The organism is Moorena sp. SIOASIH (genome assembly GCF_010671925.1).
In the GTDB taxonomy this organism is placed as follows: Bacteria; Cyanobacteriota; Cyanobacteriia; order Cyanobacteriales; family Coleofasciculaceae; genus Moorena.
Genome location: NZ_JAAHIH010000009.1, coordinates 309,370 through 322,731 on the forward strand (window position 1 = coordinate 309,370; position 13,362 = coordinate 322,731).

The 13,362-nt window shown below is 42.1% G+C and carries 12 protein-coding genes and 2 tRNA genes; 10 read left to right on the forward strand and 4 right to left on the reverse strand.

The genetic code is table 11. The annotated features are described in order from the left end of the window. Positions 1-1,119 precede the first annotated feature (1,119 nt). Positions 1,120-2,061 carry an FkbM family methyltransferase gene (locus F6J90_RS40830; protein ID WP_293107842.1) on the forward strand — a complete coding sequence of 314 codons (942 nt, stop codon included), beginning with the start codon at positions 1,120-1,122 and terminating at the stop codon, positions 2,059-2,061. Between the two features lie 82 nt (positions 2,062-2,143). Here the strand turns inward: F6J90_RS40830 and queC are convergent, their stop codons facing one another. Further along, a complete protein-coding gene (queC, locus tag F6J90_RS40835; protein ID WP_293107845.1) occupies positions 2,144-2,830 on the reverse strand; it encodes a 7-cyano-7-deazaguanine synthase QueC in 687 nt (228 codons plus the stop codon). A gap of 318 nt (positions 2,831-3,148) precedes the next feature. Between queC and F6J90_RS40840 the strand changes: the two genes are divergently transcribed. Next, entirely contained in the window at positions 3,149-4,234 is a 1,086-nt protein-coding gene (locus tag F6J90_RS40840; RefSeq protein ID WP_137985761.1) for a Gfo/Idh/MocA family oxidoreductase, read from the forward strand. Positions 4,235-4,976: 742 nt separating this feature from the next. Here the strand turns inward: F6J90_RS40840 and F6J90_RS40845 are convergent. After that, positions 4,977-6,038, reverse strand: coding sequence for an SGNH/GDSL hydrolase family protein (locus F6J90_RS40845; RefSeq protein WP_293107851.1), 1,062 nt, complete (start codon positions 6,036-6,038; stop codon positions 4,977-4,979). 198 nt (positions 6,039-6,236) lie between these two features. Between F6J90_RS40845 and F6J90_RS40850 the strand changes: the two genes are divergently transcribed. The 3 genes from F6J90_RS40850 (at position 6,237) to F6J90_RS40860 (ending at position 6,805) form a co-directional block, all read left to right on the forward strand. Next, positions 6,237-6,377 (forward strand): hypothetical protein, encoded by a 141-nt coding sequence (locus F6J90_RS40850; protein WP_293019812.1) that lies wholly within the window; start codon positions 6,237-6,239, stop codon positions 6,375-6,377. 71 nt (positions 6,378-6,448) lie between these two features. After that, positions 6,449-6,533: transfer RNA gene (locus F6J90_RS40855), tRNA-Tyr, on the forward strand. 200 nt (positions 6,534-6,733) lie between these two features. Next, positions 6,734-6,805, forward strand: a tRNA-Thr gene (locus tag F6J90_RS40860). A 182-nt stretch (positions 6,806-6,987) separates the two neighbouring features. Here the strand turns inward: F6J90_RS40860 and F6J90_RS40865 are convergent. Next, the gene (locus tag F6J90_RS40865) at positions 6,988-7,317 is read right to left on the reverse strand and encodes a DUF433 domain-containing protein (protein ID WP_293107854.1); all 330 of its coding nucleotides are present in this window, start codon (positions 7,315-7,317) and stop codon (positions 6,988-6,990) included. Positions 7,318-7,714: 397 nt separating this feature from the next. Here F6J90_RS40865 and F6J90_RS40870 point away from each other — a divergent pair, with 397 nt between their 5' ends. From F6J90_RS40870 to F6J90_RS40890, 5 genes are all read left to right on the forward strand, one after another. Next, positions 7,715-7,837 carry a hypothetical protein gene (locus F6J90_RS40870; RefSeq protein WP_293107856.1) on the forward strand — a complete coding sequence of 41 codons (123 nt, stop codon included), beginning with the start codon at positions 7,715-7,717 and terminating at the stop codon, positions 7,835-7,837. Between the two features lie 379 nt (positions 7,838-8,216). Continuing rightward, positions 8,217-8,561: a hypothetical protein gene (locus F6J90_RS40875; protein WP_293107859.1), complete on the forward strand. Its 345-nt coding sequence runs from the start codon at positions 8,217-8,219 to the stop codon at positions 8,559-8,561. Between the two features lie 396 nt (positions 8,562-8,957). Next, complete coding sequence (locus F6J90_RS40880) at positions 8,958-9,410, forward strand: hypothetical protein (protein WP_293107861.1); 453 nt, start codon at positions 8,958-8,960, stop codon at positions 9,408-9,410. 947 nt (positions 9,411-10,357) lie between these two features. Continuing rightward, complete coding sequence (locus tag F6J90_RS40885; RefSeq protein ID WP_293107864.1) at positions 10,358-11,005, forward strand: bifunctional 4-hydroxy-2-oxoglutarate aldolase/2-dehydro-3-deoxy-phosphogluconate aldolase; 648 nt, start codon at positions 10,358-10,360, stop codon at positions 11,003-11,005. A 97-nt stretch (positions 11,006-11,102) separates the two neighbouring features. Continuing rightward, positions 11,103-11,576, forward strand: coding sequence for a L,D-transpeptidase (locus tag F6J90_RS40890; protein WP_293107867.1), 474 nt, complete (start codon positions 11,103-11,105; stop codon positions 11,574-11,576). A gap of 118 nt (positions 11,577-11,694) precedes the next feature. On the opposite strand, the gene F6J90_RS40895 is transcribed toward F6J90_RS40890, so the two are convergent. After that, a complete protein-coding gene (locus F6J90_RS40895) occupies positions 11,695-12,870 on the reverse strand; it encodes a restriction endonuclease (RefSeq protein WP_293107869.1) in 1,176 nt (391 codons plus the stop codon). Between the last annotated feature and the right edge of the window lie 492 nt (positions 12,871-13,362).

Genomic DNA, 13,362 nt, shown 5'->3' on the forward strand with positions numbered 1-13,362 from the left:
GTAAAACAAGTATCCTAAACGGGAGTTTTAAATCAATTGAGATATTGAGATATTGAAGATGGTTAACTATATCTAGTTCCGTTTTGGATTGTTTGAGGTCACTAGTTTAATTTTTTTTTGACCGTTTATCCCTGACACTCAAGCGTCAACCGTCAACCGTCAACCTATTAAATTGATTTCAACCTATCGGTTATGAAATATACTTCGGTTTGAACCCCCAGAGTATCCCGAAAATCACTCCCAGCATTTGGAATCATAATGATTTCCTTGAATTTCGGTCAGAGCTTGAGCTAAAGGACACCATTGGATTCACAATAGATGCTTTGATTGGACGCGATCGCATATTGTAAAACTAATCAAAGTTAAACCAGTAACTATAAATATCTTCATAGTATGATTCGTCGTCATCGTTTTCTTCATCCTTACTGATCCACATATTGCTGGTCATCGGTATTTTATCCCTGCTCCAGAATCTCTGTTCGCGTAGCGTGGCCCACGGCCTCTCCTTCCTGCTAACCACAAATTTTGCCAAAATGGCAACCAATTACTAACATGTATGAGTCAATATTGTATAGATCCAAGTTGTAAGCATTCAGCCTAATGCCGTGAGCTAAAAGCTCACGCTACTTGAGGTGCCGTCAGCTTATTTTATTCAAAACCACCTCAAGTAGTGTTCCCAATCACCTATAAGCACCCCAAGTAGCGTGGCCACAGGCCCAAAGCTGATAGCTGATAGCACCTCAAGTAGGGTGGCACAGGCTTCGACGCTGTGATTTTCGGGTATCCCATAGGCTGATACTTGAGGTGCTGATAGCTGAATACTTACGCCAAGTTTATTTACTCTTAAGTGTACTGCCATAGCAATCCATGTCGAAATGATTAGATTAGGAAGAGGAGTAACAGAAAATAGAGGGGGAATAATATCGCCAGAGTCTTCTTAATTTTTATGATTTTTATGAAATTTCAATTAAGATTGCTTAGGATTGCTATAATTAACTAAATTTCAATCAGGGTGCTTTACTACTATATAAGTAAGTCAGTAATATCTCTGTCGAGATAACTAGTCATAATTAGTGATATTACTGTGCAGTTTAATCAATATAGTTAACGAAAATACCTATGGTATTAAACGCAAATCAACTATCTGAAATAACTATTAAAATAACAGCTACCCTGACAGCAGAACCCTTAAATAAATCTCTTAACTTATGGATGGAAGAACTGAAAATTCCATCCAAAATTAACTTATCAAAATCTCATCAATCCGTTGAACAAATTCTTGATCATTCTAGTCTACTATCTACGAATAGAAATGGGTGCCCTGTCATCTGCTCGAGTTTTGAAGACTGGATCAAGTCTCCTGCCAATCAGCCATTATCACCAAATCACTCTAACCTAAGGTTAGCTACCAATTTTGATATTCTTAAAGCCGAGGCACTGCTAGCTAATCATAACGATTACCAATTACCAAACAATTTAGTAATTGTTCATGAAAATGAGCAAGAAACTGATGAGTTATATCAAGAAATATTTGAAAACAAGACCTACATTAAACATGGCATAACTATCCATGATGGCGATTGTATTTTTGATATAGGGGCAAACATCGGTATGTTCACCCTGTTTGCCCAGCAAATCTGTAAAAATGCCAGACTATTCTCCTTTGAAGCCTTACCAGACGTTTTTGAACTGTTGCAGATCAATGCATCACTGTATGGCTCCAATGCCAAAGTGTTCAATTTTGGACTTTCCAACCACTCAAAGACTATTTCTAGTATTATTCATCAACAGAACATTGAAAAAATTGATTTACTCAAAGTTAATGCTGATCAACCTCAGTTAGATATCCTGGCTGGCATCAAGGAAAAGGATTGGGAAAAAATTCAGCAAATTGTGATGGAGATTGATCAGATTACAGCAGGGATAAAACTAAAGCAGATCACAAACTTACTCCAACGGAAAGGCTACCAGTTAGTGATTGATCAAGAAGTATCGTTGGCAGATACAGGGGTTTACCGTATCTACGCCAGACGTAACAATCGGCTAAATCAATTCTCCTAGTATCCAACAGGAATGAAAATCCCTTTTGTTCTACGGACACACTGATTACTCAGCTTACTCAGCACCCTTCACACTGAGGCACTCAGCCTTCCTGATAAGGAAGTGGATCGTCCAATCCCAACTCAGCAAAGGCAGCCAATCGCAACCGACAAGCATCACAAACACCACAAGCTAGATCGTTACCTGTGTAGCATGACCAGGTTTTTTCCCAAGGGACACCCAGCTGATTGCCTAATTTGATAATTTCGGTTTTTTTCAGGTCAATCAGAGGAGTGACAATTTTAATTCCATTGCCCTCCCTACCTTGTTTCGTCCCCAAATCAAAAGCTGTCTGCATTGCTTGGATATAATCCGGACGGCAATCTGGATACCCAGAATAATCTAAGGCATTGACACCCACATAGACTCCCTCAGCACCAATTGCTTCTGCATAGGATAAGCCAAAGCTCAGAAAAATCGTGTTACGGGCTGGAACGTAGGTAATGGGGATTTCTTGAGACATCTGCTCTAGACTACGCTCCTTGGGTAGGTCAAGGTTATCATCGGTTAACGCTGAACCTCCCCACTGCCGTAAGTCAAACCTGACTACCTGATGTTCCTTAACACCTGCTGCAGTAGCAATTGCGTACGCTGATTTGAGTTCTCGTCGATGTCGCTGCTGATAATCAAAGGAAAGGGCATAACACTCATAACCGTCTCCTACTGATTGATACAAAACTGTAGCAGAGTCTAAACCTCCAGATAACAACACAATTACTTTCTTAGACATGATCCAACCAGATATCACAAGTCTCATCAGGATAATGCCTAATCAAACGTTTTGCACTGTTACTACAACTACCAATTAATAATTTCATTGCTCTGTCAACAGACAACCCACAAACTGACACATATAGTTAGTGTTCCATCTTTCGTCAAACCACAATAAGTATAGAACACATGTTTTAAAGGTTCTTTTAGCCTGAGTGGGATGGACAAAGCTTTGAAATTCTTCACATTTATAGTTGCTGTGGTACTATCTGGATGGTTTAAGGCGACTTAGATTAAGTAAATCGACTTATTACCAGTGGTGGAGGAGCAAAAAAGAGTGCAGAATAGTACTTATCAAAGACATCGAGATCATCAAGTCCAGCGCAACTTACCGCAGCCAATCAAAATCGGTGTGATTGGCGTTGGCAATATGGGACAACATCATGCCCGAGTTTTGAGTCTTCTCAAAGACGTTGAAATTGTGGGTGTGGCAGACATTAACGTCGAGCGTGGTTTAAATATTGCCAGTAAGTACCGTGTTCGCTTTTTTGAAGATTATCACGATCTTCTTCCCTATGTAGAGGCGGTTTGCATTGCAGTACCGACCCGTCTACATCATGACGTCGGGATGACTTGTCTACAAGCTGGAGTGCATATTTTAATTGAAAAACCGATTGCCGCTAGTATTGCTGAGGCAGAATCGTTAGTGAATGCAGCAGCAGAGTCCCAATGTATTCTCCAAGTTGGACATATTGAACGTTTTAACCCAGCTTTCCAGGAACTGAGCAAAGTTCTGAAGACAGAACAATTGCTAGCTGTGGAAGCTCATCGCATGAGTCCCTACTCTGACCGAGCCAATGATGTCTCGGTGGTTTTGGATCTCATGATTCATGATATAGATCTATTACTAGAATTGGTAGCCTCACCGGTGACAAGGTTAACCGCTAGTGGCAGCCGTGCTTCTGATTCCGGGTATTTAGATTACGTCACTGCTACCTTGGGGTTTGCCAATGGTATTGTTGGTACCGTCACGGCAAGTAAAGTGACACACCGAAAAATCCGTCGCATCGCTGCCCATTGCAAAAATTCTCTGACGGAAGCTGATTTCCTCAATAATGAGATTCTAATTCATCGGCAAACCACTGCCAATTATATGACCGACTATGGTCAAGTGCTTTACCGACAGGATGGTTTGATTGAGAAGGTTTATACCAGTAATATTGAACCACTCCATGCTGAGTTAGAACACTTTGTCAATTGTGTACGGGGTGGTAATCAACCTTCTGTCGGGGGTGAACAAGCCCTAAAAGCACTGCGCTTGGCAAGTTTGATTGAGCAGATGGCTCTTGATGGTCAAGTTTGGCACAACGTAGACAATGGGAATCATAAACTCCATACTTCCGTCATGACAGTTCCGTGTTAATAACTTATTGTTGATTTGTTGTTGATGATTGATGGGTCAGTTGCAGTGGTAACTGACCGACATTAGGGGGAGCCCAAGGGGGTAAGGAACCAATCAGCCAAATCCGCTTTGATAAATCCGTTCTAGCCATGAGGACTAAAAGTCGCGGCTATAGGTAGGTGAAGCCTTCTCGAAGAGTACAAAGTCTGCCTGGACAGACTGACTTCAACAGGGGGTCTTGAATCCGGATTTGCGATCAACCTTTTCCCCTGTCCCTTTTGCCATTACCGAAAAAATTGGGTAATCGCGCCCCTAGAGACGCGCGCCTTAGAGAGGGTCGCCTTTAAGGTGGGTCGGTCTCGCGCAAAAAGGTTAAAACTTATTAAATAAGGCTCCACTATTCTTACGGTAACTTTAAATCCTTATAGGACGGCTTTCGTTTTCAGCTAAAACTTGACAGTTTTCACAGAGCGTGTTAAATTGAGATTATAAACGATAAACTAAAAAGCTAGATAAATACTATCTAAAAATAAGTAGGCAACGTAAAAAATATGTATCAGATGCATATTGCGTAATTTGGTCTAGCGATGCAGCGCGGTCTTGGGGGTTTCCCCCACTCGCTATTGCATCAAGAGAACGACTTAAATGTCTATGAAAAAAATTAGATTAAAAAAGTATCTATCTATCTATATAAAAAAAAAGGTACGGTGGGGCACACCGAAACCTGGGTCATAGACCAAATACGCTTGGGGAGATCTGTCCTCTACTCTTCCTGGTTCCGGCCTGGTTGAGCAAGACGGGTCTGTGAGCCAAGAATCCCCTGCCTTCTAGGCATGGGGAGTGTCAAAAGTGTGATAACTGATGAAGCTACCTGAGCTGATATAACTTCACTGACTTTCTGATTTCCTTGGGGGCTAAGGTGAATGTGGTCACGGTAAAGTATTTCTGGTTTTTCGGTGTTATTGAACACTGGTAAAAAATCTAGATAAGTAATGTTTTGCTCTTGAGTAAAGTCACTCAAGCGTTTGCGGGCTTTTAACTCATAGTCACGAGGTCCTTTGGTGCCAATTTCCCGGAGTAGGGGGGTCATCCCTAGCACTAACTTGGCTCCAGCAGCATCAGTTAGGGTCTTAATTTCCCCAATGGCCTTGAGATTAAAGCCAACCCGGTCTCCTGGTTCCGCTCTGACTGCTTCCATTTCAGGAATAGCTGGTGCTCTCAGGAGATAGCGACTCCAGATCTCAGCTATGGCTAGGAGAGGTTTTTGGCTGGGATAATTGCGATCGCGTCCGACTTGTACAGAAGTCGGTGCTGTAGCAAACAAGTCATCGGTATTAATCAGTAATACCACTACATGGGCGTTGAAGGTGCCAAAGCGTCGTAGATAGGCTAACTCATTTCGTGGACCCCAAGAATTAGCAGAAGCATTAAGGACTTCCACTGTTTCAAATGGTTTCTCCTTGGTTAGACTTGGTAAGACGTCTTTGGTCAGCCATAGTTCTAATTGAGATTGGAGCAGTGCTGATATGGTTTGGTCTTGGTCTGTCCACCAAGCCCCATTCGCAACAGAATCCCCCAGTAGGAACACCCGCAGCATGGATAGGGGTGGCTGAGGAGTCGTGCTGGGACTGCGCATGGAATATTCATTAATGACAATGCGGTTGCCAAACCGTCTAGTGCTTTGGTTAGGGGCTAGCAAGTAGCCAATTTCCTCATCTGCCACATAAATCAGGGGATTACCGAAGCCGAGCAGCCATCGTAAACCGACCTCTAGCGCTACCAAGGAACTGACTAGCACTGCCAAGGTTAATAGCAATACTTTCACAATAAAATCCTATATAATTTATAAATTTTTCCTATAGTTTTGTCTAGGTTTTCAGTAGTGATATCACTTTAAAAGCCGAGTATAACCGCTCAAAGCTGAGTATACCAAGGTTAATCGGTAAATTTCCCCCTGATCTAGCCCTGGCTATAATCGACTTGTTGGTTAGATCCCTGATAACTCAAACAGGAGCGACAAACTATGTCAGACCTCAATCGTGGCATCATGAAGTTTAAAGGAGCTGATAGCCCCACAGCCGTTGTTATTTCAGCAATTCTGGTTTTGGGCAGTATCAGCGTTCTGATCTGGTGGGCATTGCACAACGCTTACAGCATTGGCTAATTCCGGTCGATTTCCTTAAAAAATTGACAATTCCTAAAAGCTGTGCTAACATTTATAAATGTGAGCTAAAAGGGTCGGTGCCCGAGTGGTTAATGGGGGCGGACTGTAAATCCGTTGGCTATGCCTACGCTGGTTCAAATCCAGCCCGGCCCACCACAATGGTTTGGGATATAACCTAAATATACTTTTGATAAGTCAGCATAAAATTGGCTGACGTTAACCGTTAACTAATTACCATGACTGGTTTAGCGTCGGTAAATCAAAAGCTGATTAATTGATACCTTGGCAGAGTAAATTTGGCCAAAGTAGAATAGGCTAAATCAAACCAATAATCTAAATCCAATCATTTTAATCTAGCCCGTGTGGCTCAGTGGTAGAGCACACCCTTGGTAAGGGTGAGGTCACGAGTTCAATCCTCGTCACGGGCTTTTAAGCATAAATTACCGAGTAGTTACCAAATTGTACAGTGACTAATTATTGGTCATCAGTGACATATTGCTGTCATGGAGACACATTAAAATTTTTATCAGCCAGGAATCGAGCCATTTTCAATTACCTGGAATGTCACCTTTAAAATTCTCATCGCTCAGCAAACTCAGCATAACCGTTTCTACTGATTCTGCTGAGATAGCAAACGGGTACGAATTGAGCTGAGATCAGGTTGGATACTAGACAAACGTTGCTGCACTGATTCAGCTAACTGCTCTCTGTGATTTAAGTATGTTTCTACCGCATCTTGGTGTCGAAGGTAGTAGCCAATTGTATTGTAAACATCGGACAAAGATAGAGTCGAGTATCGATGCACAATAGACTCAGGGGATGCACCATCTTGAAACGCTCGAATAACAGTCTCTAGCAAAACCCTTGAATTTCCAACTCGAATCGCTCCGGTTTCATCTTCTCGCAGAGGTGGTGTCTCACGTTCCAAAAGGAGGCTCATAATAGATTAACTTTCCGCGCATCCAGTATAAAACCATCGTAACTTACTAGAAATCCCAACACTGAAAGCCCCACATCGCGATTATCGGGGATGAAAGTGACCAGCGAGTTTAGTCGCCGTAAAAAAACTTCCATCAAGAAGTTGTCGCTACATTAGCGCCACAGTATAATTGAAGTATAGGGTACAGGCTGAAAAACCGCAGGCTGAGCCGGGTCAGAGACCCGTAACTTACCGACCTGAAAGTAGTCATGCCCGGAGGGCTTGAAGTTACCGTAAGTAGAGGGTCGCCAATGAGCGTCGGCAGGTTATGCAGCATAGGGAAAAGGTTTTGTAGTAAGGCGACCCTCTACTAATGTTTCGTCTCTGGGAAAATCCTCCTTTCTTGATGCAGTCGCTCATGGGGGAAACCACGCCAGTTGCTCATGGGGGGAACCCCCAAGACCGCACTGGCTCCCCAAGACCGCGCTGCATCGCTAAAAACCCAACCATTGGCCTATGGCCACGCTACGGGAACGACTAACAATCGGTGTGTAAACCCAGCAAGATCACAACTTGAGACAACAACGGTACGGCGGGGTTAGAAGTTACCGTAAGAAGAGTGGAGCCTTTATAGTTAGTCGGCTATGAGTAAACAGTTGTAACCTTTTTGATTAAGGCTCCACTCTTCTAAGGTTTCGTTTCCGGCACGCCGAAACCAGGTGAAACAGGGAAGCAACGGACTTGATAAGGCACTTTTCAAAAAATAACCGAACGCTTAAGGAGACTAGCCCGCTGGGTATGCCCGTGAACTGAACTAAAATCTTAGTCTTGACGGGATTTCGGTTTAGATATTGCCATTTGGACACGGAGGTTTAAGGCCGGTCGATGATCTAGGAATCCCCGTCTTTTTAAAGCGGGGAGTGTCAACTAGTAACCATCTACTAGGAAAAGGAGATGGGTTCCTAGTTATACCTGGGAAGGAACCCCTCCGGCTACAAGCAGCATTTATTGATGCCTCTAAGCATATCGAACATCTACCTAACCTCCCAGCTCGGGAACAGGTATTTTTTCCTTTACCTGATATTCGGAACCAGGCTTTAACTGAGTTACAGACTCGTGCTGTGGTTGAACTATACACTGAGATGCGCTCAATACCCAAGACAGTTGAGACTGCCTGGGCTACCAGTAAAAATGGACGCAAGGATTCAAAATATGGTCAGGCACATGCCTTGGTGAAGCAACTGGTCGAATTAGAAGCGTTCTGAATAGTACCAAGCGTTACACAGTTAGAGACCACCCGGCTTTTGTCGGGTTTTTTAATGGCTAATTTTTATCCGGATGCTTGTGGCGCAGAGCACCCTCAGGGTTTGACATGAGGTTTTACATGAGGTTTATGAGGTTTGACATGAGGTTTTACATGAGGTTTATGAGGTTTATGAGGTTTTACATGAGGTTTTACATGAGGTTTGACATGAGGTTTATGAGGTTTATGAGGTTTATGAGGTTTTACATGAGGTTTTACATGAGGTTTTACATGAGGTTTTACATGAGGTTTTACATGAGGTTTATTAGTTGAAAATAAAAAATTTTTTTTTTAAATTAGTAGCAGTTGAATAATTTCAACTTTGATTTAGTTCAATGAAAAATGTAGAGGCCTAATAATGAAAAACAAAACTTTGTTTTCGTATCTTACAACCATCTGTTTTAGCCTTGCAGTGGCATTAGGAGTCGTTTTTACTATAAATTCACAACCAGCTTTTGCAGGCGTCGGTGATTCTGACACAGTTATCTTAAAAGAAGTCGTCTGCATAACCACTTCTAACCATGAGGATATTATTGGTCAGGAAGACGATGTTGTCCTTAACTATTTCGTGGATGAAGGACTTAAAAAATCAATACCATCTAAAGGAAGTCATGAAATGACTTCAGGTGACGTATGGGTACTAAATCAGCCTGTAACTTTCAAAAAGTCACTAAGGGTTGAGTTGCTAGATAAAGATACTTTAGGAACAGACTCATTAGGTAACCATACCTACATGGCCGGTGAAAGTCAACCGCAAGAAGTGCTATTACATGGGCATAATGATTCTGAATATATTTTAGTTACAGAATAAGCAAATTAATCACTAAACTGTGACTTTTTCCGTACTGGTTATGCTGAAATAACACTTTGACGAAAGGAGTTTCGGAGGGGAGCATCTCAAAATTGTCAATCTATCACCCAGAGAACTTTAGAAGTTTTTTAGCCTTCAATGGTCGTATTTTTGCAAAAGTAAGATGCACCCGCTTTGGAACTTCGGAGCAGTGGTAAGAGGCTGTATTCTGACATTGCTGTTTTGAAGACCCAAATATTAACCATAAACCAGAGAGCTAAAGGGTTCAACAACACCTACTACATCTAATTACCTCTGATGCTACCTTAGGTATAAGTCAGCAAACCAATACTTTAGCACTTGTCCCCGGCTGCTGCGCCTGGGGATTCTTTTGTTGGTCATTAAACCCTTAACTATGAGTTGACCAATAAATATTCCATGTTACTGAGGTACATTTTTACTAGAAATCCCAACACTGAAAGCCCGGGCATCGCGATTATCGGGGATGAAAGTGACCAGCGAGTTTAGTCGGCGTAAAAAAACTTCCATCAAGAAGTTGTCGCTACATTAGCGCCACAGTATAATTGAACTATAGGGTACAGGCTGAAAAACCGCAGGCTGAGCCGGGTCAGAGACCCGTAACTTACCGACCTGAAAGTAGTAATGCCCGGAGGGCTTGAAGTTACCGTAAGTAGAGGGTCGCCAATGAGCGTCGGCAGGTTATGCAGCATAGGGAAAAGGTTTTGTAGTAAGGCGACCCTCTACTAAGGTTTCGTCTCTGGGAAAATCCTCCTTTCTTGATGCAAAGCGCGAGTGGGGGAAACCACGGCAGCGCGGTCATGGGGGAGACCCCCAAGACCGCGCTGCCTTCCCAAGACCGCGCTGCATCGCTAAAAACCCAACCATTGGCCTATGGCCACGCTACGGGAACGCACGAGGGTGTTGAGCTTAACTAATGGTAACTAGAATTGATCACTGATAACTGGTTAAACCTATTACGACAGCAGCGAGTAATTGCTGTGATTCGAGCATCCTCGAAATCCTTAGGAAATCAGATGGCTAAGACGGTAGCCACTGGGGGTATACGGTTAATTGAAATTACCTGGAATAGCGCTGATGCTCCTGAGCTGATTAGTCAGCTCCATAGAGAATTACCCAACTGTATCATCGGTACTGGCACCATCTTAAACCAATCTCAGTTACATCAGGCAATTGATGTTGGAGCGCAGTTTATATTTAGTCCCCATGTAGATACAGCAGTTATTAAAGCAGCGGTAGCTGCTAATGTGCCAGTGGTTCCCGGAGCACTTTCCCCCACAGAAATTGTGACAGCTTGGGATGCTGGTGCTAGCTGTGTTAAGGTGTTTCCGATTCAGGCGGTCGGTGGTGCTAGTTACATCAAAGCCTTACTTGGACCACTGGGTCACATCCCGTTAATTCCTACTGGTGGTGTTACGATAGATAATGCTCAGGAATTGATTAATATCGGAGCGATCGCTGTGGGTCTTTCTGGGAATTTGTTTCCTAAATCCCTGATTGATGGGGGGAATTGGAATGCGATCGCAAAACGAGCAAAACAGCTAAAGCAACGATTAGCCCCTGATTCTCTCAGTTGAGGCTATGATATGGGTGATTTGTTTGATTGACTGCTAAGGTTATATGTTTTTCCACTGGCTAAGTCCCTTAAGAACCTGGTTTGCCAGTTTCCCACTGATGCTAATCGCCTTGGCTGTCTGGACAACACCAGCGTTGACCAATCCTGTGAGTGAGCAAATCGCTACCAGAGTGATGGAACTACAAGATTCAGAAGAACGCTGGATTGAGATAGACCTAACCAATCAAAGGCTGATTGCTTGGGAAGGTAGACAACCGGTTTATGCAATAATTGTCTCCACTGGTAAAGATTCAACACCTACCCATCCTGGTACATTCACGATTCAATCCAAGCGTCGCAAGGACAGAATGCGTGGTGCAGATTACGATCTGGCCAATGTACCTTATGCCATGTATTACCACCGGGGCTATGCTATCCATGGGGCATACTGGCATCGTAAGTTTGGTACGCCAGTAAGTCATGGCTGTGTCAATGTAGCTGTGGATCATGCTGAGTGGTTATTTGATTGGGCGTCTGTGGGAACACCAGTGGTTATTCATCAGGGCCTTGAGGAATTCGCGAATGGTGAATGATGATATCAAGTCTGTTGAATCCATTCCAAGATCGTTCTTGTTTTTTGGTAATGGGTAATTGCTAAGGGATAATCACCAATTACCGTAAGTATTCACCCTACCGCTGTGAGGTGAATGATTACAGTCCTGTTAATTTCTTTAAGAATAATTCACCAGCTTCTTCCAAATTCCCATCCAGAGAAAACGTCAAGCTGCGGACTCGAATATCACGAATTTTAACATCAAGGGGCTGAGTTAAAGGAGCTGGATATACTAAAACTGCCTCTTGGCAATCTTGTGTGATGGCATAGATTACTACTTGGTTAAAGTCATCACGAGATGGACTAATAGGGATTTTATACTTAGTATCGAGAATGCAGTATGTTTTCTCAGTCGCCACCTCGTAGAGTACTAAATCAATGTAAAAATATAATGTCTTGTCGATGTCTACTTTTTCGAGTATCTTAATGCCAAAGCCAGTAGGTAAGTGCGATTTTAGCCATTCAGCAACAAAGCGTTCATAGAGTTTTGCCATGTTAACTAGAAAGGGCAACATGGTATTACTACCTGTTTGATGACTTGGTCCGCTGTGTTCGAGAAAAAAGCGGCAAAGAGCATGTAACCTTTGGTAATTCTGATTGAGCCGATTATAGTTTCGTCCGATACAATCCCTAGCGCTATAAGGTTGTAGAGTGACAAGGTTTTGTAGGGCATGATAGGCTTGCCGCAACATTGGACTTACCTTAGCGCTATATAAACCAGTGCGACAGATACAGTGGAGTGTCCACGCGATAATCTGATTATCTTCGATGTCACTAGTGTGTTCGTCGTAATGGCAGTTAAGTTTAATATCCCATGGCTTCTGGATAGTTTGCTGTACATCCAAACGCCCCCGAAGGTATGCTAGTTGACCAGTTGTAGGGATGTAGGTGCGGTAGAGTCCTTGGCGAATGCGATCGCGTATGCCATTAATGAGGATACTGACCAGGTAATCGTAAAATTCTTCTAGAGATTTACAATCAATCAACCCCTCTAGAATGTGAAAGCTTCTAAGGTTATAGGCATAGTCCAGCATTCCGAAAAGATTGTTTAGGGGGACTTTCGGCTGGAGTTGGATGTTCAGTTCATTGGTTAGGGGAATATAACCTACCCATCCTTGAGAGCTTAGTTGCCAGTAATCCCCGGTTTTGGAGTATTCAAGATTTACTGTTACCTGATTACTGTATTTTTGCTGCAATTCATCGATTACGGATTCTGAAATCTGGTAGCGTGGGATCTTATCTGGCTGATACTCCGTTAGTTTAATTATTCTCATTTTTTATAGGGCTACGCCCAGGGAACAGGGAATAGGGAGTAGGGAGTAGGGAGTAGGGAGTAGGGAGTAGGGAGTAGGGGTAAGAACATTGAATTTACTTCATAAGTATTTGAAACGCTAGATTTTTAATTCTTAATTCTTAATTCTTAATTCTTAATTCTTAATTCTTAATTCTTAATTCTTAATTCTTAATTCTTAATTCTTAATTCTTAATTCTTAATTCTTAATTCTTAATTCTTAATTCTTAATTCTTAATTCTTAATTCTTAATTCTTAATTCTTAATTCTTAATTCTTAATTCTTAATTCTTAATTCTTAATTCTTAATTCTTAATTCTTAATTCTTAATTCTTAATTCTTAATTCTTAATTCTTAATTCTTAATTCTTAATTCTTAATTCTTAATTCTTAATTCTTAATTCTTAATTCTTAATTCTTAATTCTTAATTCTTAATTCTTAATTCTTAATTCTTAATTCTTAATTCTTAATTCTTA

What these genes read in the sequence shown, in the direction of transcription:
- F6J90_RS40865 (WP_293107854.1), bottom strand. Translation starts at nt 7,317, where the DNA reads ATGAGCCTCCTTTTGGAACGTGAGACACCACCTCTGCGAGAAGATGAA.
- F6J90_RS40890 (WP_293107867.1), top strand. Translation starts at nt 11,103, where the DNA reads ATGCTAATCGCCTTGGCTGTCTGGACAACACCAGCGTTGACCAATCCT.
- F6J90_RS40880 (WP_293107861.1), top strand. Translation starts at nt 8,958, where the DNA reads ATGAAAAACAAAACTTTGTTTTCGTATCTTACAACCATCTGTTTTAGC.
- F6J90_RS40895 (WP_293107869.1), bottom strand. Translation starts at nt 12,870, where the DNA reads ATGAGAATAATTAAACTAACGGAGTATCAGCCAGATAAGATCCCACGC.
- F6J90_RS40830 (WP_293107842.1), top strand. Translation starts at nt 1,120, where the DNA reads ATGGTATTAAACGCAAATCAACTATCTGAAATAACTATTAAAATAACA.
- queC (WP_293107845.1), bottom strand. Translation starts at nt 2,830, where the DNA reads ATGTCTAAGAAAGTAATTGTGTTGTTATCTGGAGGTTTAGACTCTGCT.
- F6J90_RS40870 (WP_293107856.1), top strand. Translation starts at nt 7,715, where the DNA reads ATGGGGGAAACCACGCCAGTTGCTCATGGGGGGAACCCCCAAGACCGC.
- F6J90_RS40850 (WP_293019812.1), top strand. Translation starts at nt 6,237, where the DNA reads ATGTCAGACCTCAATCGTGGCATCATGAAGTTTAAAGGAGCTGATAGC.